Origin of the sequence: Enterobacter quasiroggenkampii (assembly GCF_043972695.1) — a bacterium.
GTDB lineage: Bacteria > Pseudomonadota > Gammaproteobacteria > Enterobacterales > Enterobacteriaceae > Enterobacter > Enterobacter quasiroggenkampii.
Genome location: NZ_CP143745.1, coordinates 3793449 through 3814344 on the forward strand (window position 1 = coordinate 3793449; position 20896 = coordinate 3814344).

Consider the following 20896-nt stretch of genomic DNA (forward strand, 5'->3'; position numbering starts at 1 on the left):
GTCCGCGACGTCACTTATTATTCAGCTTAACCGAGCCGGTCTGTAAAAGAGGGAGCTGCCGCGAGATGCTTATGCGCTTTATGTTGCTGATGTTGGCATTCACGAGCCTGTCCAGCCAGGCGCAAGCCATCAAAGAAAATATCGCCTTCGCGGTGATTGGCGAGCCGAAATACGCGGTCAATTTTACGCACTTTGATTACGTCAACCCTGCCGCGCCTAAGGGCGGTAAGGTCACGCTTTCCGCCACGGGAACCTTCGACAACTTCAACCGCTACGCCCTGCGCGGCGTGGCGGCCGCGCGGACGGAATCCCTTTACGATACGCTCTTTGTCACCTCCGATGACGAGCCCGGTAGCTATTATCCGCTGATTGCCGAGAACGTGCGCTACGCCGATAACTTCGCCTGGGCGGAAATCTCGCTGAACCCGCGAGCACGTTTTCACGATGGCACGCCGGTTAAGGCCAGCGACGTCGCCTTCACCTTCCATAAATTCATGACCGAAGGCGTGCCCCAGTTCCGCATCGTATATAAAGGCGCGTCGGTCAGAGCCATTGCGCCGCTCACCGTGCGCATCGAACTGAGCGACCCCAACAAAGAGAACATGCTGAGCCTGTTCTCGCTGCCGGTGATGCCGGAATCGTTCTGGAAAGATCATAAGCTGAGCGACCCGCTCTCCACGCCACCACTGGCTGGCGGCCCCTACCGCATTACCGACTGGCGCATGGGGCAATATGTCGTCTATTCCCGCGTCAAAGACTACTGGGCGGCCAATCTGCCGGTAAACCGCGGGCGCTGGAACTTCGACACCCTTCGTTATGATTACTACCTCGACGATAACGTGGCGTTTGAGGCGTTCAAAGCCGGGGCCTTCGATTTGCGCGTCGAGAGCAGCGCCAAAAACTGGGCGACCCGCTATATCGGCAAAAATTTTGCTAAAGGCTATATCGTCAAAGACGAGCACAAAAATGCGTCTGCGCAAGACACGCGCTGGCTGGCGTTTAATATTCAACGTCCGGTATTTAGCGATCGCCGGGTGCGGGAAGCCATCTCCCTGGCCTTTGATTTTGAGTGGATGAACAAAGCGCTGTTTTACGGTGCCTACAGCCGCGCCAACAGCTATTTTCAGAATACCGAATACGCCGCGCGCGATTATCCGAAAGCCGACGAGCTGGTCCTGCTGGCGCCGCTGAAAGCGGAACTGCCACCGCAGGTTTTCACCACCGTGTTTCAGCCGCCCGCATCGAAGGGTGATGGTTACGACCGCGACAACCTGCTGAAGGCCAGCAAGCTGCTGGATGAGGCGGGCTGGCACCTGAAGAATCAAAAACGTGTTGATGCCAAAACGGGCAAGCCGCTCAGCTTTGAGCTGCTGCTCTCGTCCGGGGGCAACGATCAGTGGGTGCTGCCGTTTAAGCACAACCTTGAGCGGCTGGGCGTGACCATGAACATTCGCCAGGTGGATAACGCGCAGATCACCAGCCGCATGCGCAGCCGTGATTACGACATGATGCAGCGCCTGTGGCCCGCCCAACCGTGGCCCAGCTCGGACCTGCAAATCTCCTGGGCCTCCAGCTACATCGACTCCTCGTACAACGCGCCGGGGGTTAAAAGCCCGGCGATTGATGCGCTGATTGCGAAAATCGTGGCGGCGCAGGGGGATAAAGAAAAGCTCCTCCCGCTCGGGCGCGCCCTCGACAGGGTCTTAACCTGGAACTACTACATGCTGCCGATGTGGTATATGGGCGAAGATCGCCTTGCGCGCTGGGATAAGTTCTCCGTGCCTGCCGTGCGCCCTGTCTACTCCCTGGGCTTTGATACCTGGTGGTATGACGTTAACAAAGCCGCCAGACTTCCCGCTGAGCGGCGATAAGGAATTATCATGGGTGCCTATCTTCTCCGCCGTCTGCTGCTGGTCATCCCCACCCTGTGGGCCATCATCACGATTAACTTTTTTATCGTGCAAATCGCCCCCGGTGGGCCGGTCGATCAGGCCATTGCCGCCATTGAATTTGGCAACAGCGGCGGCATGCCCGGCGGCGGCGGTGAAGGGATGGGCGCCAGCCATGCGCGAACCGGCGTAGGGAATATCAGTGAAAGCCACTACCGCGGGGGACGCGGGCTGGATCCGGAAGTGATCGCCGAGATCACCCACCGCTACGGCTTTGACAAACCGATTCACGAGCGCTATTTCAAGATGCTCTGGGATTACATCCGCTTTGATTTTGGCGATAGCCTGTTTCGCAGTGCGTCAGTGCTGACGCTGATCAAGCAAAGCCTGCCGGTTTCGATCACGCTGGGGCTGTGGGGTACGCTTATCATCTATCTGGTCTCTATTCCGCTCGGGATCCGCAAAGCGGTGTACAACGGCAGCCGGTTCGATATCTGGAGCAGCACGTTCATCATTATCGGCTATGCCATCCCGGCGTTTCTGTTTGCTGTCCTGCTGATCGTCTTTTTTGCCGGGGGAAGTTATTTCGACCTCTTCCCGCTGCGAGGGCTCGTCTCCGCCGATTTCAACTCCCTGACCTGGTACCAGAAAATTACCGACTATCTCTGGCATATCACACTGCCGGTTCTGGCAACGGTCATTGGCGGGTTTGCGGCCCTGACCATGTTGACCAAAAACGCCTTTCTCGATGAAATTCGTAAACAGTACGTCGTCACGGCCCGCGCCAAAGGCGTGAGCGAGAAGCAGATCATGTGGAAACACGTGTTCCGCAACGCCATGCTGCTGGTGATCGCCGGGTTTCCGGCCACGTTCATCAGTATGTTTTTTACCGGCTCGCTGCTGATAGAGGTGATGTTCTCGCTCAACGGTCTGGGGCTGCTGGGCTATGAGGCCACCGTGTCGCGCGATTATCCGGTAATGTTTGGCACACTCTATATATTTACCCTGATTGGCCTGCTGCTGAATATCATCAGCGATATCAGCTATACGCTGGTCGATCCCCGAATCGATTTTGAGGGCCGATGATGCCGCGTTTAAGCCCCGTCAATCAGGCCCGCTGGGCCCGCTTTCGCCATAACCGCCGCGGCTACTGGTCGCTGTGTATTTTTGCCGTGCTGTTTGTCTTGAGCCTGTTTTCAGAACTGATCGCCAACGACAAACCGCTGCTGGTGCATTTTAACGATCGCTGGTACGTGCCGGTCATCGCCAATTACAGCGAAAGCGACTTTGGCGGCCCGTTTGCGACACCAGCGGAGTATCAGGATCCATGGCTTCGCCAGCAGATTGAGCAGCACGGCTGGGCGCTCTGGGCGCCGGTACGTTTTGGCGCTAACAGCATTAACTTCGCCACCACAAGCCCCTTCCCTTCCCCGCCCTCCGCGCAAAACTGGCTGGGAACGGATGCTAACGGCGGCGACGTGCTGGCACGCATCCTGTACGGTACACGAATCTCGCTTCTCTTTGGACTGATGCTGACGCTCTTCTCCAGCGTGATGGGCGTCGTGGCGGGTGCCGTTCAGGGTTACTACGGCGGGAAGATTGACCTGTGGTGTCAGCGGATTATTGAAGTCTGGTCAGGCATGCCGACGCTGTTTCTGATCATCCTGCTTTCCAGCGTCGTACAGCCCAACTTCTGGTGGCTATTAGGCATCACCGTCCTGTTCGGCTGGATGGCGCTGGTCGGTGTGGTAAGGGCCGAGTTTCTGCGCACCCGTAATTTCGACTATATTCGCGCCGCGCAGGCGCTTGGCGTGAGCGATCGCGGGATCATTTTCCGCCATATGTTGCCCAACGCCGTGGTGGCAACGCTCACCTTCCTGCCGTTTATTCTGTGTAGCTCCATCACCACCCTCACCTCACTGGATTTTCTCGGTTTCGGGTTACCGTTGGGTTCCCCATCGCTTGGCGAACTGCTGCTGCAGGGCAAGAACAACCTGCAGGCACCGTGGTTAGGCATCGCCGCCTTTCTTTCCGTGGCCGTACTGCTGTCGCTGCTGATTTTTATTGGCGAAGCCGTGCGCGATGCCTTTGATCCGAACAAGGCGGTATAAGATGACCCAGCCCCTGCTCAGTATTGATAACCTGTCGATTGCCTTTTCAAAACAGGACGAGACGCGTACCGTGGTCAGCGACCTGACGCTGCAGATCCAGCGCGGTGAAACGCTGGCCCTGGTGGGTGAATCGGGTTCAGGCAAGAGCGTTTCGGCGCTCTCCATCCTGCGGCTGCTGCCCTCTCCGCCGGTGAGCTACCCGCAAGGGGATATTTTCTTTCACGGCCGTTCGCTGCTGCAGGCCGACGAACAGACCCTGCGCGGCATTCGCGGCAACAAAATCGCGATGATTTTCCAGGAGCCGATGGTGTCGCTTAACCCGCTGCACAGTCTGGAAAAACAGCTCTATGAAGTGCTCTCCCTGCACCGTGGGATGCGCAAAGAGGCCGCGCGGGGAGAAATTCTGGATTGTCTTGAACGCACAGGCATACGCAATGCGCCCAAACGACTGAATGATTTTCCGCATCAGCTCTCCGGCGGCGAACGCCAGCGCGTGATGATCGCCATGGCCCTACTCACGCGCCCCGAACTGCTGATAGCCGACGAGCCCACAACGGCGCTGGACGTGACGGTACAGGCCCAAATACTGACGCTGCTGCGGGAACTGCGTGACGAGCTGAACATGAGCCTGCTGTTTATCACGCACAACCTGAGCATTGTCAGAAAGCTGGCCGACAGCGTGGCGGTGATGCAGAACGGGCGCTGTGTTGAACAGAATACGGCGTCAACGCTGCTGAGCGCACCGCAGCACCCCTATACGCAGCGGTTGCTCGACAGCGAACCCTCCGGCGACCCGGTTCCTCTCGATGCGGACAGCACGCCGCTGCTGCGCGTTGAGGATCTGTCCGTCTCGTTCCCGATCCGCAAAGGTATTCTGCGACGCATTGTCGATCGCAACCCGGTGCTGAAAAACCTCCGCTTCTCGCTGCGCCCGGGGGAATCCCTGGGGCTGGTGGGCGAATCCGGCTCGGGTAAAAGCACCACCGGTCTGGCGCTGCTGCGCTTAATTGCCTCCCAGGGCGAGATCCTGTTTGACGATATGCCGCTGCACCGCTGGAACCGCCGCCAGATGCTGCCCGTGCGTCCCCGCATGCAGGTGGTGTTTCAGGATCCCAACTCCTCGCTTAACCCACGGCTCAGCGTGTTACAGATTATCGAAGAGGGTCTGCGCGTCCATCAGCCCGGCCTGAGCGCGCAGCAACGCGAGCAGGAGGTCATGCGGGTCATGACCGAAGTGGGTCTAGATCCCGAGACGCGCCACCGCTACCCTGCGGAATTTTCCGGTGGGCAGCGCCAGCGTATCGCCATTGCCCGCGCGCTGATCCTGAAACCGGAGCTGATTATTCTGGATGAACCCACGTCGTCGCTGGACAGGACCGTTCAGGCGCAGATCCTGGCGCTGCTGAAAGGGTTACAGGAAAAGCACCGGCTGGCCTATATCTTTATCAGCCATGATTTACAGGTGGTGCGGGCGCTATGCCATCAGGTGATTGTGTTGCGTCAGGGAGAGGTGGTCGAGCAGGGCGATTGCCAGCGCGTATTTAGCGCGCCAACGCAGCGCTACACGCGCCAGCTGTTGTCGTCAGACTAGCGCTCAGAACGGGTACTGGCCGGAGAAAGGCTCGGCAATGGCAACGCCAAAATTTTTCAGACGGCAGGTGGCAGCAAACTCGTCCTGGCTTTTCACAAACAGGCACGGCTCACCTTCGCACTCCAGTACGGAGCTGTCCACTTCGATATCCGTCAGGGCCTGACTGAGGCGCTCCATCACCCGCCAGGCATTTTCGTCACTCGGGCTTAACAGCTTGAGCGCCACCAGGCAGTTTTCACAGCCCGCGACGTTTTGCGGAATCGGTTCAACTTTCGAACCAGCAAATCCCGCCGACCAGCGATAGCTCTGGGGCAAGCGATGGACAATAGAAAGTTGTAATGTATTCACGTTCGTTCCCCGGAAGCAAAATTTACTTCACAATTTATTTACATTTATAGTAACACATCATCGTCAGCCTGCACTATTCAGCACTTTTTTATCGGTATTCAGGCTCGCGTCGGCGCTATATGTACCCGTTTCTGCGATCTAACTCAACCTTTTTGAATACAATGATGTGACTTTTTACACAAATAGATTTTACATAAAATAAACAAACACAGCATAAACGAACGGGGTTTGGTTGATATGCATCAACAAAAAAGGCCCTGCCGGGCCTTCTCTGTGTTTTAGTGGACCGCTTTTCGCGGTCGGCTGGCGTAAAGATAGAAGAGTATCGAGCTGGTTGCGCAAAAAGCCATCGCCCACAGCATGGGCCATGCCGTCGTAAAGGTGGCCATCGAAAGCAACGCGCCGACGATAGCGCCGATGCCGAAGCGGAATGTCCCGGCCAGGGAAGATGCGGTTCCTGCCATGTGCGGGAACTCATCCAGAATCACCGCCATCGCATTGGATGACACCATCGACACGCAGCCGACAAAGGCCGCCACGCCGACCACCAGCGCCCAGAAGCCCACACCCAGAAACGCGCTCACCACCAGCCAGATCGCCATCACAAACTGGATCCACAGCCCGGCGCGGAACATGTTCAGCGCCCCCACCCGTCGGACAAAGCGGCTGTTAATGATGGTCATAATGAACAGGAAGACGATGTTAAGCGCAAAGTAATAGCCGAAGTGCTGCGGCGAAACGTGGTTCAGCTCGATGTAGACAAACGGCCCGGCGCTCAGGAAGGAGAACATTCCGGCGAAGCTGAACCCGCTCGCCAGCATATAGCTGAGCACGCGCTTGTGGCGAAACAGCGAGGCAAAGTTACCAATTGTGGTTCGGATGTGAAACTTCTGGCGGCGCTCGACGGGAAGCGTTTCATCAATAAAGAAGAAGATCATTGCGGAGGCCAGCAGCGCGGCCAGGGCCAGGATCCAGAAAATCACATGCCAGCTGAACCACACCAGCACCGCACCACCGGCCATCGGGGCCACCAGCGGCGCAATCGTCGTCACCAGCATGACAAACGACATCATGCGGGAGAACTCTTCTTTCGGGTAGATATCGCGCATCAGGGCGTTAATCACCACGCTTGCCGCTGCCGCCGCCAGACCGTGGAAGAAACGCATGATAATCAGATGATCGATAGTCTGCGCCAGCGCGCAGGCAACCGCTGCGGCCGCAAAGACCAGCGTCCCGCCCAGAATGACCGGCTTGCGTCCAAGGCTGTCGGCCATCGGGCCATAAAACAGCTGGCCGAGGGCAAAGCCAAGAATATAGGTGCTGAGCGTCATCTGCGCGCTGCCCGCCGGAACGCCAAACTGCGCGGAAATGACCGGCAGCGCGGGCAGGTACATATCAATAGACAGCGGCATCAGCATGGCCAGCAGGCCAAGAATGAAGACGATTTTGAACGACGAGTGTGGCCTGGTGGTCACAGAGTTCTCCTGAAATTAGTGCGAAGGCAGACCGACGCTGGCGATCTCTTCTTCCGTTAACGGGCGATATTCGCCAGGCGCCAGGTCGGGATCGAGTTCAATCGCACCAATCCGTTCGCGATGCAGGCCAACAACGTGGTTCCCCACCGCGGCAAACATACGTTTCACCTGATGATAGCGCCCTTCGCTGATGGTCAGGCGGACCTCGGTCGGGGTGATGACTTCGAGCACCGCCGGTTTGGTCAGATCTTTTTCATTATGCAGCTGAACGCCTTTCGCGAAGTGCTCTGCCGTGTCATCCGACACCGGTGACTCCAGCGTCACGAGATAGGTTTTCTCGCAGTGGTGGCGTGGAGAGGTGATGCGGTGTGACCACTGACCGTCGTCGGTCATCAGCACCAGCCCGGTGGTGTCGATATCGAGTCGACCTGCGGCGTGCAGCTTGTGCGCCACCGGCTCGTCGAGGAAATAGAGCACCGTCGGGTGATCCGGATCGTCCGTTGAGCAGACGTAGCCTTCCGGCTTATTGAGCATGAAGTAGCGCGGACCGTGCTGCTGGGTCAGCGGATTGCCGTCATACTCCACCTGATGGTCAGGTTGCAGTTTGAACGCGCTGTCTCTCACAATGTCGCCGTCCACGGTAACGCGGCTGGCGCGAATTTCGCGCCCGGCAATAGCGCGGCTTACGCCGAGTTGCTGAGCGATAAACTTATCAAGTCGCATGAAATCTTTTTAGCCTTAATGGTGCAGGAAGTCGGACAACAGGTCCGAAAAAAGAAGCAGTCTGGAACGGTTCAGTATAATGGTCTGGTTGCGCCACTCAAGGGAAAAAGTTTCGTGGCATACTATCTATACCCTAAATAATTCGAGTTGCATGAAGGCGGCAAAGGAGTGAATCCCCGGGAGCTTACATAAGTAAGTGACCGGGGTGAACGAGTGCAGCCAACGCACAGGCAACTTGAAGTATGACGGGTATATGTGCGGAATAACGAAACCGAGACCCTATGACTTTTACACTTCGTCCCTATCAGCAGGAAGCCGTTGACGCCACCCTCGCCTGGTTCCGCAAACATCGCGAGCCGGCGGCGATTGTGCTCCCGACCGGTGCAGGCAAAAGCCTGGTCATTGCCGAACTGGCGCGTCTTGCCCGCGGCCGCGTGCTGGTGCTGGCGCACGTTAAAGAGCTCGTCGCGCAAAACCATGCCAAGTATTGTGCGCTTGGACTGGAAGCCGACATTTTCGCCGCCGGGCTAAAGCGTAAAGAGAGCCACGGCAAAGTGGTGTTTGGCAGCGTGCAGTCGGTGGCCCGCAATCTGGATCTGTTTCGCAGCGAATTTTCGCTGCTGATTGTCGACGAATGTCACCGCATCAGCGATGACGACGACAGCCAGTATCAGCAAATCCTGTCCCACCTGAAAGAGGTGAATCCTCACCTGCGCCTGCTGGGCCTGACGGCGACCCCGTTTCGTCTGGGGAAAGGCTGGATCTATCGCTACCATTATCACGGCATGGTGCGCGGCGATGACAAGGCCCTGTTTAGCGACTGCATCTACGAGCTTCCGCTGCGCTACATGATTAAACATGGCTACCTGACGCCGCCTGAACGGCTGGATATGCCGGTGGTGCAGTACGATTTCAGCCGCCTGCAGGCGCAGAGCAACGGGTTATTCAGCGAAGCGGATCTTAACCAGGAGCTGAAAAAGCAAAAGCGCATTACGCCGCATATCATCAGCCAGATTGAGGAGTTCGCCGCGACGCGCAAAGGGGTGATGATCTTTGCCGCCACCGTTGAGCACGCGCGAGAAATCACCGGGTTACTGCCCTCCGGCGACGCGGCGCTCATCACCGGCGAGACGCCCGGCCCCGAGCGCGACCGCCTGATTGAGGCCTTTAAAGCCCAGCAGTTCCGCTATCTGGTTAACGTGTCGGTGTTGACCACCGGCTTTGACGCCCCGCACGTCGACCTGATCGCTATCTTGCGCCCGACCGAATCGGTCAGTCTGTATCAGCAAATTGTTGGCCGCGGCCTGCGTCTGGCACCGGGGAAAACCGACTGCCTGATTCTGGATTATGCCGGTAACCCGCACGATCTCTATACGCCTGAGGTCGGCGCGCCAAAAGGGAAAAGCGACAACGTGCCCGTTCAGGTCTTTTGCCCTGCCTGCGGGTTTGCCAACACCTTCTGGGGCAAAACCACCGCCGACGGCACGCTGATCGAACATTTTGGCCGCCGCTGTCAGGGCTGGTTTGAAGATGATGATGGGCATCGCGAGCAGTGCGATTTTCGTTTCCGCTTTAAAAACTGCCCGCAGTGCAACGCCGAAAATGACATTGCCGCTCGCCGCTGTCGGGAGTGCGACACGGTGCTGGTTGACCCGGACGACATGCTGAAAGCGGCATTAAAGCTGAAAGATGCGCTGGTGCTGCGCTGTTCCGGCATGGCGTTGCAGCCCGGTGCCGATGAAAAAGGCGAATGGCTGAAAATCACCTATTACGATGAAGACGGGGCGGACGTCAGCGAGCGCTTCCGGCTTCAGACGCCAGCTCAGCGAACGGCCTTCGAACAGCTGTTTATCCGCCCGCACACCCGCACTCCGGGCGTGCCCCTGCGCTGGATCACCGTGGCCGATATCGTGCGCCAGCAGGTGCTATTGCGCCATCCGGATTTTGTGGTCGCCCGCAAAAAAGGCCAGTTCTGGCAGGTGCGCGAAAAACTCTTCGACTACGAAGGTCGCTTCCGTCGCGCCAACGAATTGCGCGGGTAGCGGGACTTTTCATTGATGTGAGGGGCATTTGAGTATAAAATGCCGCCCGCTTCACATCCGTGAGGCAGAACACTCACCTGCTGCTGGGTCGCCTGTAGTAGGGTTTTAAATACAGAGAGAAATCAATGTTTACTATCGAAGCAGAAGTACGTAACGTGCAGGGTAAGGGTGCGAGCCGCCGCCTGCGTACCGCTAACAAGTTCCCGGCTATCGTTTACGGTGGCGAAGCTGCTCCAGTTGCAATCGAACTGGATCACGACAAACTGTGGAACCTGCAGACCAAAGCTGAATTCTACAGCGAAGTTCTGACCATCGTTGTTGGCGGTAAAGAAGAAAAAGTGAAAGTTCAGGCTGTTCAGCGTCACGCGTTCAAGCCAAAACTGACTCACATCGACTTCGTTCGCGCGTAATCGCAAACCTGTCGAAAAAAACCCCGCTTCTGCGGGGTTTTTTGTGCCTGCTATTTACCGCCCGAGGTGCGGCGCTGAAGCTGATCGCGCAGATTCGGCGGCGTCCCCTTAATGGTCAGCGTATCGGTGGCCGGATCCCAGAAGATACGTTCCCCCAGCAGCATCGCATCAAAGTTGATGGTTAACCCGCCGCCGCTGCCGGCAAACTTGGTTAACTGACGCAGCGTGCTGCGATCCGCCGGGAAGCTCTCTTCAAGCTCATAGCCCTTCTCTGCGGTAAATTCCTGGAAGCTGACTTCGCTGACGCCCGCCAACTCTTTTGACAGCGACTCCAGTTCAATCTCTTCCCCAGCCTGCAGCTGTTCGTTGCAGTAGCTGTAAACCTGCTGGCGCACCGTCTGGCGCTCAGATTTATCAAGCTGCGCTTCGGCTGTGAAATCGTCCACCGCCTGGAGCAGCCCTTTGTTCTGCGCTTTGGCGTTAAGCCCTTCACTGGCACCGAGGAAGTCCATGAAGAAATCCGCCACTTTGCGACCCACGCGTCCCTTCAGGAAAGTCAGGTAGCGGGTCGATTCCGGGTTGGTTTCCCACTCGGTCAAATCAATACGCGCCACGATATCCGCATGGTTAATGTCCAGATAGTGCGTCGAGCTGATATCCAGCTGCTCGTTCACGCGCATGCTGCTTAAGTTATTCAGCACGGTAACCAGCAGATACTCGACCGCCAGGTAGCGGTAGTGGCAGAACAGCACGATCCCACCGTCGGCGAACGGATATTTCGCCAGCTCGTCGCGCAGACGCCCGGTTGCCGCACGGCTAAACGCCAGGAAATCCTCTTCACCCTGGCGCTGCAGGCGCAGGCTATCGGCCAGTTCACTCTCTTCGCTGAACAGCCCATAGGCTTTATTTTTGGCGCTGTAGACACGATGCAGCTCTGCCATCATCTCCACAACGGTCGCCGTAGGTTCCAGTAACGAATCGCGTAGCACCACTTCAAGGGTTTGCTCATCGCGCTTGATAAGCTGGTGCAAGGCAATCTGGTTGATTTCCAGACTCATGATAAACTCTCCTTTTAGACCGGGCGGTATTCAACCACCACCAGGACATGTGTGCAACAACAGATAAAAAAGGGGAAAAAAAGCTGTTGCTACGGTAATATGTTGCCCTTTCATCAACAAACTGATTTTGATTTATGCCACAACATTCCCGCTACAGTGATGAACACGTTGAACAACTGCTCAGTGAGCTGGTCAACGTACTGGAAAAACATAAAACGCCGACCGATCTCTCCCTGATGGTTTTGGGAAATATGGTCACCAACCTGATTAACACCAGCGTTGCTCCGGCTCAGCGTCAGGCGATCGCAAAATCTTTCGCCCAGGCTTTACAGTCGTCCGTCAGCAACGACCCGGCCCATTAAGGGATACGAACAACAGTTTATGGTGACGAATCGTCAGCGCTACCGTGAAAAAGTCTCCCAGATGGTCAGCTGGGGGCACTGGTTTGCCCTGTTCAACATTCTGTTGGCGACGGTCATTGGCTGTCGTTATCTGTTTGTCGCAGACTGGCCTACAACGCTCACCGGGCGTATCTACTCCTGGATAAGCGTTGTCGGTCACTTTAGCTTTTTGGTTTTCGCCACCTATCTGCTGATCCTGTTCCCCTTGACGTTTATCGTCATGTCGCAGCGTCTGATGCGATTCTTGTCCGCAATCCTTGCGACGGTGGGGATGACGCTGCTGCTTATCGACAGTGAAGTGTTCACCCGCTTCCACCTGCATCTCAACCCCATCGTCTGGGAACTGGTGATTAACCCCGACCAGAACGAAACGGCCCGTGACTGGCAGCTGATGTTTATCAGCGTCCCGGTGATCCTGCTGATTGAGATGCTATTTGCCACCTGGAGCTGGCAAAAACTACGCAGCCTGACCCGCCGACGCCACTACGCGAAGCCCGTCGCCGCGCTCTTCTTCGTCTCCTTTATCAGTTCGCACATCATGTATATCTGGGCGGATGCGAACTTCTATCGCCCGATTACCATGCAGCGCGCGAACCTGCCGCTCTCGTACCCGATGACGGCACGTCGCTTCCTCGAAAAACATGGCCTGCTTGATGCGCAGGAGTACCAGCGACGTCTTATCGAGCAGGGTAACCCGGAAGCCGTCAGCGTGCAGTATCCGCTGAGCGACCTGCGCTATCGCGATATGGGCCGCGGGCAAAACGTCCTGCTGATCACCGTCGATGGCCTGAACTATTCCCGTTACGAGAAGCAGATGCCTGCGCTGGCCAATTTCGCGAGTCAAAACGTCACGTTTACTCAGCATATGAGCTCCGGTAACACAACCGACGCAGGCATCTTTGGCCTCTTCTATGGCATTTCAGCCGGATACATGGACGGCGTACTCTCTACCCGCACACCTGCGGCGCTGATCACCGGGCTGAATCAGCAGGGCTATCAGTTAGGGTTGTTCTCATCCGATGGCTTTAACAGCCCGCTCTACCGCCAGGCGCTGCTGTCTGATTTCTCACTGCCAGCGGCACAAAATCAGTCCGATGCGCAGACCGCCAGCCAATGGATAAACTGGCTCCAGCGCTATGCCCAGGAAGATAACCGCTGGTTCTCATGGGTTTCCTTTAACGGCACTACGCTTGCCAACAGCAATAAGAGTGATTTCGCGCGCCGCTACGGCCGCGCGGCGGGTGATGTTGATGCGCAGATTGGCCGCGTGCTTGACGCGCTACGTGAGTCCGGCAAGCTGGATAACACCGTAGTGATCGTGACCGCAGGCCATGGCGTCCCGTTAGGTGACGAGACGAAGAGCATGAGCTGGTCACGCCCGAACCTGCAGGTTCCGCTGGTCATCCACTGGCCGGGTACGCCGGCGCAGCGCATCAATATGCTTACCGAGCATAAAGATGTGATGACCACCCTGATGCAACGCCTGTTGCACGTCAGCACGCCTGCCAATGAGTATTCCCAGGGGCAGGATCTCTTCAGCGCCGCGCGCCGCCATAACTGGGTCACGGCTGCGGGGAATAATACGCTGGTGGTGACCACGCCGAAGCTGACGCTGGTGCTGAACAACAATGGGAATTATCAGACGTATAACCTGCAGGGTGAACGGCTTAAAGACCAGAAACCGCAGCTGAGCCTGCTGCTACAGGTCCTGACGGATGAGAAACGCTTCGTCGCTAACTGATTAATAATAAACCAGTTAGCGACGGATTCCCTTGCATTCGAAACGGAATCGAGTAGTATTCTTTCTATGCGTCGGCACGTAGCGCAGCCTGGTAGCGCACCGTCATGGGGTGTCGGGGGTCGGAGGTTCAAATCCTCTCGTGCCGACCAAAAACACATTGAAAACCAGCCTTTTATGGCTGGTTTTTTTATTTCGCCTCGTCCGGCGTTTTGCGCAGGTACACCAGCGTAACCAGGCAAATCACCGCTCCGGCATAGAACGTATATTCCGCGCCAAACGTTTCCCAGATGACCCCGGCGCCCAGGCTGGCGACTAACAATCCCACGCCGCTGACCAGGCTAAAAATGCCGTAGGCGGTACCGCGCAGATCCGCAGGCGCGGTTTTCGCAATCATTGCCGCCAGCAGCCCCTGCGTCATCCCCATATGCACTCCCCAAAGCGCAACGCCCAGAAGCATTCCAGCCCAGTGGGTGCTCAGCGCCAACACAACATCTGCCCCAATCAGCATCACCAGACCCCACTGCAGTAATCGGGTGTGGTTCATCCCGTCCGATAACTTGCCAAACGGATAGGCAGAGAGGAAATAGAGCAGATTCATGGCCACCATCACCAGCGGGATCAGCGCCAGCGGCACCCCCGACTGCTGTGCGCGCAGCACAAGAAAGGCTTCACTGAAACGTGCGAGCGTGAAGATGGCCCCCAGGCCAATGACCCACCAGCAGCCTTTCCCGAGACGTCTGAGGTTCTCTTTTTTGATGGGGTTCGTGCGTTTATGTTCGACGGGCGTTTTCGGCTCATGCAGGCCGAAGAAAAGCAGCGCCACGGCGAGCACGCCGGGGATCACCGCGATCCAGAAAATCGTGCGGAAATCATCGTTCCACAGCAGCATTAATCCTACGGCCAGCAGCGGCCCGAGAAATGCGCCGACGGTGTCCATCGACTGACGCAGCCCAAAGGCCGCGCCGCGAAGGTCCGGCGGCGTAACGTCAGCAACCAGCGCATCGCGTGGCGCTCCCCGTATCCCCTTCCCGACCCGGTCAATTAAGCGCGCCCCAAGGATCATGCCGGAAGAAGAGGCGATAGCGAACAACGGTTTACTCAATGCGCCAAGACCGTAGCCCAGAACCGCCAGTCCTTTACGCTTGCCCAGATAGTCACTGATGGCGCCGGAAAACACCTTGATAAACAGCGCTGTGGCTTCGGCCAGACCTTCAATCAAACCAATGAAAATAACGCTGGCGCCCAGCGTCGTCACCATAAACAGCGGCAGCAGGCTGTGAATAATCTCCGAGGAGATATCCATTAACATACTGACGCCGCCCACCACCCAGACTCCTTTCGGGATCCGGCTGAGCGTTGCAAACCGGGATAACATTGCGCATCTCCTGCTTCATGTTGAACTGTCTTGTTCGAAACAGAATATCCTAGAAATGCGAATAAAAATTATTAGACATAAAAAAAGCCACCCCGCAGGATGGCTTCGATATCGCAAATCGGCGTCTAGTGTTTATCACGTCCGCCCAGGAAGAAAATGCCCAGCGGGATGGCCAGCAGAACGGTGAACACCAGGCTGTAGACAAAGATCATCGCCGATTGCAGGACATACATGCTGGTTGTCCAGGCAGAGAGAGGAATATTGTACTGTTCGATGACGCCAACAATGGTGGCCCGCCCCACGCACGCGGCAGCAATCATAAACACAACCAGCAGCGCCAGGAGGAACTTGCGGCCTTCAGGCGTTTTCAGTTTTGCACGAACCATCTCTCTTCCCTTTTACAGATGAATAACATTATAGAGGGTCTAAAATAACACAAACGCCTGCTGGACTCCATGCCAGTACAAATCTCTACTTAAATGGTAAATATGTGGTTTATTACGCTATTCATATTGAAAATGTAAGTAAATAACACCAATCATTCATAGTTGATATGTTAACCTGTGCAGGATCGTTTTGACATAAAGGAATGACAATGAAAAACGCACCTAAATTTGCCATCGCACTCATCGCCGCCGCGTGTGTCAGCACCAGTGCTTTCGCCAGCGAACCCCCTAAAGAGCAGCCGCTGGAAAAAGTCGCCCCGTATCCGAAAGCGGATAAAGGGATGAAGCGTCAGGTGATCCAGCTGCCGGCACAGCAGGATGAAGCGAATTTCAAAGTAGAGTTGTTAATTGGCAAGACGCTGGAAGTGGATTGCAACCAGCATCGCCTGGGTGGTCAGCTGGAAAGCAAAACGCTGGAAGGCTGGGGTTACGACTACTACGTCTTTGATAAAGTGACCTCGCCGGTCTCCACCATGATGGCCTGCCCGGATGGCAAGAAAGAGAAGAAATTTGTGACAGCGTATCTGGGCGACAATAGCCTGCTGCGCTACAACAGCAAGTTGCCGATCGTGGTTTATACGCCTGAAAACGTGGAAGTGAAGTATCGCGTGTGGAAGGCTGAAGAGAAGATTGAGCAGGCTGTCGTACGTTGAAATTAAGTCGGGTGGCGGCTTCGCCTTACCCGACCTACAAAACAACACCGAACATAGGCCGGGTAGGCGTCAGCGCCACCCGGCTTTTTTACCTTACAGCGCGATATCCGCAACCGGTTTGTTTTCCGGCTGAGGCTTCAGCTCCGCTTTTGGGGCAGCATCCGCAGCCTGCGGTTTAATGTACTGCAACTGCAGTACGCGGCTGGTGTATTCCAGCTCCTGCTCCGTCGCGCTCACGTTACCGTTCAGCTTCGTGCCGTAGGATGGAATAATGGTCTTCAGCTTCGCCTGCCATTCCGGACTGGCGACTTTATCTTTAAACACTTTTTCCATCAGGTGCAGCATGATTGGCGCAGCGGTAGACGCACCCGGTGACGCACCCAGCAGCGCGGCGATGGTGCCATCCTTATCGCTCACCACTTCGGTGCCCAGACGCAGCACGCCGCCCTCTTTCGGATCGCGCTTGATGATCTGTACGCGCTGACCCGCCTGCCACAAGCGCCAGTCTTCTTTCTTCGCCTGCGGATAGTACTCTTTCAGCGCCTCGAAACGGTCGTCGTCGGAGAGCATCACCTGGCTAATCAGGTATTTCACCAGATCGAAGTTATCCAGCCCCACGTCCATCATCGGCTTGACGTTAGAGGTGGTGGTTGCGCTCAGCAGATCCCACAGGGAGCCGTTTTTCAGGAACTTCGTGGAGAAGGTCGCGAACGGTCCAAACAGCACCACGCGTTTGCCGTCAAGCATACGGGTGTCAATGTGCGGAACAGACATTGGCGGCGCGCCCACGGAAGCCTGACCGTACACTTTTGCCAGATGACGGTTCACCACTTCCGGGTTATCGGACACCAGGAACTGACCGCCGACCGGGAAGCCCGCGTAGTCGTCCGCTTCCGGAATGCCGGACTCCTGCAGCAGCTTCAGCGCCGCGCCACCCGCACCGATAAAGACAAACTTCGCCTTGATGACGTGCTCGGCTTCATTGTTTTTCAGATCGGCAACGGTCACGCTCCAGCTGTTATCCGCGTTGCGCTTGAAACCGCGCACTTCGGTGCTGAGCTGCAGGTTGAAGTTCTCTTTTTTCTTCAGAGACGTCACCAGCTGACGGGTAATTTCACCGTAGTTGACGTCGGTACCAATTTCGGTACGGGTCGCCGCCACTTTCTGGTTCGGATCACGACCTTCCATGACCAGCGGAGCCCACTCTTTAATCTGCGCGTGATCTTCAGAGTATTTCATCCCGCGGAACAGCGTGCTCTGCTGCAGTGCGGCGTAGCGCGCGCGCAGGAAGTTGACGTTCTGCTCGCCCCACACAAAGCTCATGTGCGGTACGGTATTGATAAAGGAGTGCGGGTCGTGCAGCACGCCGCTGTTGACCTGGTGAGACCAGAACTGACGAGAAACCTGGAACGCCTCGTTGATCTCTACCGCTTTCTCGATACTAATGGAACCGTCCTTTTTCTGCGGCGTATAGTTCAGTTCCATGAGTGCCGAATGACCGGTACCGGCGTTGTTCCAGCCGTTCGAACTCTCCTGCGCCACGCCATCAAGGCGCTCGACCATGGTCATTGACCAGTCCGGCTGCAGTTCTTGCAGATAGGTTCCCAGCGTGGCGCTCATGATACCGCCACCGATTAAAAGGACGTCCGTTTCCTGCTCTTTTGGTGCGTCAGCTTTCGCCGCCATGGAGACGGTGTTAAGCCCCACGGCCAGAGAAAAGAGCATGGCAGTCATTTTTTTCATAATTTATGCCTTAGTGTAAAAGTGCTTGATGCGTGGAAATTGCAGGTGAAAAAAGCTGCGGGGGCACGGTAACAACTTTTAAATATTGTTTAAAGGTTACGAAATTATTGTAATTGTGAAATTTAATGATGGATTGTTTGTGAGGAATTATCGAAGCGTCTGGTAAAGGGCGGTTTAACGGGCTAGTATGTTGCGTTTTGTGATCGCGCGCACGGAAGCCTGCCCTAACCAGCGAAACGTTATGTCCCTACCCCATTCTCCTTTATCTCCCGAAAACCGTGTCGCCAGCGTGCTGCGTTCCCCTAAGCAGCTGACGCGTGAAACGCTGGCGGGCGTGATTACCGCCCTGGCGCTGATCCCCGAGGTCATCTCATTTTCCGTGGTGGCGGGCGTTGACCCGAAGGTCAGCCTGATCGCTTCCGTGGTGCTCTGTCTTGCCCTGTCCGTACTGGGCGGTCGCCCGGCGATGGTCACGGCCGCGGCCGGTTCCGTGGCGCTGGTTATTGGGCCCATGGTGCATCAGCACGGCGTACAGTACATTCTTCCCTCCGTGCTCATGGCTGGCGTGATTCAGATTCTGTTTGGCGTGCTGGGCATGGCAAGGCTGATGCGCTTTATTCCCCAGTCGGTCATGACCGGGTTTGTTAACGCCCTCGGGATATTGATTTTCTTTGCGCAGGTTCCCCATTTCTGGAGCCGAAGCCCGCTGATTGTGGGCCTGTTCGTGCTGACGGTACTGATCGTGCTGTGGGTGCCGCGCTATATCAAAAGCATCCCTTCCCCACTGATTGCGATTGTGCTGTTAACCTTGTTTACCGTTTCAACCGGGCAAAGCCTGCCGACCGTGGGCGATGAAGGCGCCATGAGCGGCGGCTTGCCGGGTCTTAGTGAACTTCTGGTCCCTCTCAATCTCCAGACGCTGAGCATAATCTGGCCGTGCGCGTTGAGCATCGCGTTTGTCGGCCTGCTGGAATCCCTGCTGACCGCAAAGCTGGTGGATGAGCTGACCGCGACGCCGTCAAGTAAACGCCGCGAAAGCATTGGATTAGGCGTCGGCAATATCCTGGCCGGATTTTACGGTGGTATTGCGGGCTGCGCGATGATCGGACAAACCATCGTTAACGTGGAGATGGGAAAAGGCCGAAGCCGCATTTCAACCTTCGCTGCGGGCATCGTGCTGCTGATCCTGGTGACGGCGCTCAGCGACGTGATGGCCAACATCCCGATGGCGGTGCTGGCGGGCATTATGGCGATCGTCGCCGTCAAAACCTTCAGCTGGCACAGCCTTCAGCCCGCCACGCTGAAAACGGCCCCGATTGCAGAAACGGTCGTCATGCTGGTGACCGTTGCCGCCACGGTATCAACCGGCAATCTGGCGATTGGCGTGCTGGGCGGGATTATCGTCATGGTGCTGCTTCCCGCCCGCATTAAGCGTCGGCTTAAAGCAGAAAAATCGTCGCCAGCCCAAGAAAAATAAAGAAACCGCCGGTATCGGTGATGGCGGTGATCATCACGCTCGACCCCACCGCGGGGTCGCGACCCAGTTTGGTCATGGTCAACGGGATAATAACGCCCATCATCGATGCCACCAGCAGGTTCAGCACCATCGCCAGCATCATCACCCCACCCAGCGCCATATCGTCATACAACCACCAGGTGATGCCCCCCATAATCCCGCCCCAGACCAGGCCGTTGATCAACGCCACACCCATCTCTCTGAAGATCAGAAAGGCGAAGTTGCCGGGCTGAATATTCTCCAGCGCCAGCGCGCGAACGATCATCGTGATAGTCTGATTGCCAGTATTCCCGCCTATTCCGGCCACAATCGGCATCAGCGAGGCCAGCGCCACCAGCTGCGAAATGGTGTGTTCGAAACCGTCAATCACGCGGGAGGCGATAAACGCGGTACACAGGTTAATGGCCAGCCACGCCCAGCGCGTTTTCACCGCCTTGCCGACGGAGGCATGGACGTCATCTCCCGCACTGATCCCCCCCAGCGCACGCAGGTCGTTGTCGGTTTCTTCATAAACGACGTCAACGATCTCGTCGATGGTCAGACGCCCCATCAGTTTGCCAACGGAGTCCACGACGGCGGCACTGACGAGGTCGTCACGTTCGAAGGTACGCGCCGCTTTCTCGGCATCGTCCTCCGGGGAGAAGACCATCGGCTCGTTTTCCATCACCTCGCTCACCTTCCGCTGGGTGCTGTTGAGCAGGATGGTTTTCAGCTCCAGCTCGCCGAGCAGGGTTTTATCCCGGGAGGTGACAAACAGCTTATCGGTGTTATCCGGCATTTTGCCCAGGCGACGCAGATAGCGCTGCACGGTGCCGAGCGTCACGTCCGGACGCACCGTGATAACGCCGAACTCCATGATCGCGCCGACGCTGTTTTTCTCGTAGTGCATCACCTGGCGCACGCGCGCGCGTTCATCGGCAGGCAGTGACGCCAGCAGACGGCCGGTCAGGTTTCGCGGCAGGTGCTGAACCAGGTAAATCTGCTCGTCGATATCCAGGGTTTGCAGAGCGTCGAGAATATCCCGGTCGCTCATCTCGTCGATCAGGTCGTCCCAGACGTTTTCTGAGGCCTCAAGCAGCACCTGTCCGCGCTCGTGATCCTGCACCAGCCGCCACAGGGCGTGACGTTCTTCCGAGGGAAGCGCTTCCAGGGTATCCGCCAGATCCGGCGGGGGTAAGTGAGCAACCAGCGCACCTACCTCAGCAATATCGTCGGCTAAAGTGCCGACATCATATTGCTCAGCCAGGGTCAGTTTGCCTAATAGCGTAGAGGTGACCGCTTTATCGGTCGTGAGAAGCCAGATCAGTCGCGCACGTTCCTGGTCACGCTGTCTGGCGCTGTTTTTCTTTAATACCGACATCAATCATAAATCCA

At 56.6% G+C, this 20896-nt stretch carries 18 protein-coding genes and 1 tRNA gene; 11 read left to right on the forward strand and 8 right to left on the reverse strand.

The annotated features are described in order from the left end of the window. Positions 1-65: 65 nt before the first annotated feature. Genes V1572_RS18125 through yejF form a run of 4 tightly spaced genes read left to right on the forward strand, consistent with a single transcriptional unit; the run spans position 66 to position 5591 of the window. Complete coding sequence (locus V1572_RS18125; RefSeq protein ID WP_048028192.1) at positions 66-1871, forward strand: extracellular solute-binding protein; 1806 nt, start codon at positions 66-68, stop codon at positions 1869-1871. A gap of 9 nt (positions 1872-1880) precedes the next feature. Further along, a complete protein-coding gene (locus V1572_RS18130; protein ID WP_395299450.1) occupies positions 1881-2975 on the forward strand; it encodes a microcin C ABC transporter permease YejB in 1095 nt (364 codons plus the stop codon). Continuing rightward, the gene (locus V1572_RS18135) at positions 2975-4000 is read left to right on the forward strand and encodes an ABC transporter permease (RefSeq protein ID WP_395300001.1); all 1026 of its coding nucleotides are present in this window, start codon (positions 2975-2977) and stop codon (positions 3998-4000) included. The genes V1572_RS18130 and V1572_RS18135 overlap by 1 nt, the downstream gene beginning before the upstream one ends. A gap of 1 nt (position 4001) precedes the next feature. Then, complete coding sequence (yejF, locus tag V1572_RS18140) at positions 4002-5591, forward strand: microcin C ABC transporter ATP-binding protein YejF (protein ID WP_395299451.1); 1590 nt, start codon at positions 4002-4004, stop codon at positions 5589-5591. 3 nt (positions 5592-5594) lie between these two features. Here the strand turns inward: yejF and V1572_RS18145 are convergent, their stop codons facing one another. The 3 genes from V1572_RS18145 to rsuA form a co-directional block, all read right to left on the reverse strand. Then, complete coding sequence (locus tag V1572_RS18145) at positions 5595-5939, reverse strand: YejG family protein (protein WP_008500952.1); 345 nt, start codon at positions 5937-5939, stop codon at positions 5595-5597. 278 nt (positions 5940-6217) lie between these two features. Next, positions 6218-7414 carry a Bcr/CflA family multidrug efflux MFS transporter gene (locus tag V1572_RS18150; RefSeq protein WP_045334334.1) on the reverse strand — a complete coding sequence of 399 codons (1197 nt, stop codon included), beginning with the start codon at positions 7412-7414 and terminating at the stop codon, positions 6218-6220. Positions 7415-7429: 15 nt separating this feature from the next. Next, positions 7430-8137 (reverse strand): 16S rRNA pseudouridine(516) synthase RsuA, encoded by a 708-nt coding sequence (gene rsuA, locus V1572_RS18155; protein WP_021241522.1) that lies wholly within the window; start codon positions 8135-8137, stop codon positions 7430-7432. A 281-nt stretch (positions 8138-8418) separates the two neighbouring features. Here rsuA and V1572_RS18160 point away from each other — a divergent pair, with 281 nt between their 5' ends. Next, on the forward strand, positions 8419-10179 hold the full coding sequence (locus tag V1572_RS18160) for a DEAD/DEAH box helicase (protein WP_196351917.1): 1761 nt from the start codon (positions 8419-8421) through the stop codon (positions 10177-10179). Between the two features lie 125 nt (positions 10180-10304). After that, positions 10305-10589, forward strand: a complete 285-nt coding sequence (gene rplY / locus V1572_RS18165) for a 50S ribosomal protein L25 (protein ID WP_008500956.1) — start codon at positions 10305-10307, stop codon at positions 10587-10589. Between the two features lie 50 nt (positions 10590-10639). On the opposite strand, the gene yejK is transcribed toward rplY, so the two are convergent. Then, entirely contained in the window at positions 10640-11647 is a 1008-nt protein-coding gene (yejK, locus tag V1572_RS18170) for a nucleoid-associated protein YejK (protein WP_008500957.1), read from the reverse strand. Positions 11648-11781: 134 nt separating this feature from the next. Between yejK and V1572_RS18175 the strand changes: the two genes are divergently transcribed. The 3 genes from V1572_RS18175 (at position 11782) to V1572_RS18185 (ending at position 13938) form a co-directional block, all read left to right on the forward strand. Further along, positions 11782-12009, forward strand: a complete 228-nt coding sequence (locus tag V1572_RS18175; RefSeq protein ID WP_008500958.1) for a YejL family protein — start codon at positions 11782-11784, stop codon at positions 12007-12009. 19 nt (positions 12010-12028) lie between these two features. Then, complete coding sequence (yejM, locus tag V1572_RS18180; protein WP_229226157.1) at positions 12029-13789, forward strand: LPS biosynthesis-modulating metalloenzyme YejM; 1761 nt, start codon at positions 12029-12031, stop codon at positions 13787-13789. Positions 13790-13861: 72 nt separating this feature from the next. Beyond that, positions 13862-13938: transfer RNA gene (locus tag V1572_RS18185), tRNA-Pro, on the forward strand. A gap of 38 nt (positions 13939-13976) precedes the next feature. On the opposite strand, the gene V1572_RS18190 is transcribed toward V1572_RS18185, so the two are convergent. Both V1572_RS18190 and V1572_RS18195 read right to left on the reverse strand, forming a co-directional pair. Next, the gene (locus V1572_RS18190; RefSeq protein WP_395299452.1) at positions 13977-15164 is read right to left on the reverse strand and encodes an MFS transporter; all 1188 of its coding nucleotides are present in this window, start codon (positions 15162-15164) and stop codon (positions 13977-13979) included. Positions 15165-15289: 125 nt separating this feature from the next. Continuing rightward, positions 15290-15550: a DUF2534 family protein gene (locus V1572_RS18195; protein WP_010433451.1), complete on the reverse strand. Its 261-nt coding sequence runs from the start codon at positions 15548-15550 to the stop codon at positions 15290-15292. 209 nt (positions 15551-15759) lie between these two features. On the opposite strand from V1572_RS18195, the gene eco reads away from it, so the two are divergent. Continuing rightward, positions 15760-16263: a serine protease inhibitor ecotin gene (gene eco / locus V1572_RS18200; protein WP_234084061.1), complete on the forward strand. Its 504-nt coding sequence runs from the start codon at positions 15760-15762 to the stop codon at positions 16261-16263. A gap of 93 nt (positions 16264-16356) precedes the next feature. Here eco and mqo read toward each other — a convergent pair whose 3' ends face one another. Continuing rightward, positions 16357-18006 carry a malate dehydrogenase (quinone) gene (gene mqo / locus V1572_RS18205; RefSeq protein ID WP_023344564.1) on the reverse strand — a complete coding sequence of 550 codons (1650 nt, stop codon included), beginning with the start codon at positions 18004-18006 and terminating at the stop codon, positions 16357-16359. A gap of 187 nt (positions 18007-18193) precedes the next feature. Between mqo and V1572_RS18210 the strand changes: the two genes are divergently transcribed. Continuing rightward, entirely contained in the window at positions 18194-19483 is a 1290-nt protein-coding gene (locus V1572_RS18210) for a SulP family inorganic anion transporter (RefSeq protein WP_395299453.1), read from the forward strand. On the opposite strand, the gene mgtE is transcribed toward V1572_RS18210, so the two are convergent. Further along, positions 19446-20882 (reverse strand): magnesium transporter, encoded by a 1437-nt coding sequence (gene mgtE / locus V1572_RS18215; RefSeq protein WP_045414667.1) that lies wholly within the window; start codon positions 20880-20882, stop codon positions 19446-19448. The genes V1572_RS18210 and mgtE overlap by 38 nt on opposite strands. Between the last annotated feature and the right edge of the window lie 14 nt (positions 20883-20896).

Coding starts and splice junctions, on each gene's coding strand:
- V1572_RS18125 (WP_048028192.1), top strand. CDS start 66: ATGCTTATGCGCTTTATGTTGCTGATGTTGGCATTCACGAGCCTGTCC.
- V1572_RS18130 (WP_395299450.1), top strand. CDS start 1,881: ATGGGTGCCTATCTTCTCCGCCGTCTGCTGCTGGTCATCCCCACCCTG.
- V1572_RS18135 (WP_395300001.1), top strand. CDS start 2,975: ATGCCGCGTTTAAGCCCCGTCAATCAGGCCCGCTGGGCCCGCTTTCGC.
- yejF (WP_395299451.1), top strand. CDS start 4,002: ATGACCCAGCCCCTGCTCAGTATTGATAACCTGTCGATTGCCTTTTCA.
- rsuA (WP_021241522.1), bottom strand. CDS start 8,137: ATGCGACTTGATAAGTTTATCGCTCAGCAACTCGGCGTAAGCCGCGCT.
- V1572_RS18160 (WP_196351917.1), top strand. CDS start 8,419: ATGACTTTTACACTTCGTCCCTATCAGCAGGAAGCCGTTGACGCCACC.
- rplY (WP_008500956.1), top strand. CDS start 10,305: ATGTTTACTATCGAAGCAGAAGTACGTAACGTGCAGGGTAAGGGTGCG.
- yejK (WP_008500957.1), bottom strand. CDS start 11,647: ATGAGTCTGGAAATCAACCAGATTGCCTTGCACCAGCTTATCAAGCGC.
- V1572_RS18175 (WP_008500958.1), top strand. CDS start 11,782: ATGCCACAACATTCCCGCTACAGTGATGAACACGTTGAACAACTGCTC.
- yejM (WP_229226157.1), top strand. CDS start 12,029: ATGGTGACGAATCGTCAGCGCTACCGTGAAAAAGTCTCCCAGATGGTC.
- V1572_RS18190 (WP_395299452.1), bottom strand. CDS start 15,164: ATGTTATCCCGGTTTGCAACGCTCAGCCGGATCCCGAAAGGAGTCTGG.
- V1572_RS18195 (WP_010433451.1), bottom strand. CDS start 15,550: ATGGTTCGTGCAAAACTGAAAACGCCTGAAGGCCGCAAGTTCCTCCTG.
- eco (WP_234084061.1), top strand. CDS start 15,760: ATGAAAAACGCACCTAAATTTGCCATCGCACTCATCGCCGCCGCGTGT.
- mqo (WP_023344564.1), bottom strand. CDS start 18,006: ATGAAAAAAATGACTGCCATGCTCTTTTCTCTGGCCGTGGGGCTTAAC.
- V1572_RS18210 (WP_395299453.1), top strand. CDS start 18,194: ATGTTGCGTTTTGTGATCGCGCGCACGGAAGCCTGCCCTAACCAGCGA.
- mgtE (WP_045414667.1), bottom strand. CDS start 20,882: ATGTCGGTATTAAAGAAAAACAGCGCCAGACAGCGTGACCAGGAACGT.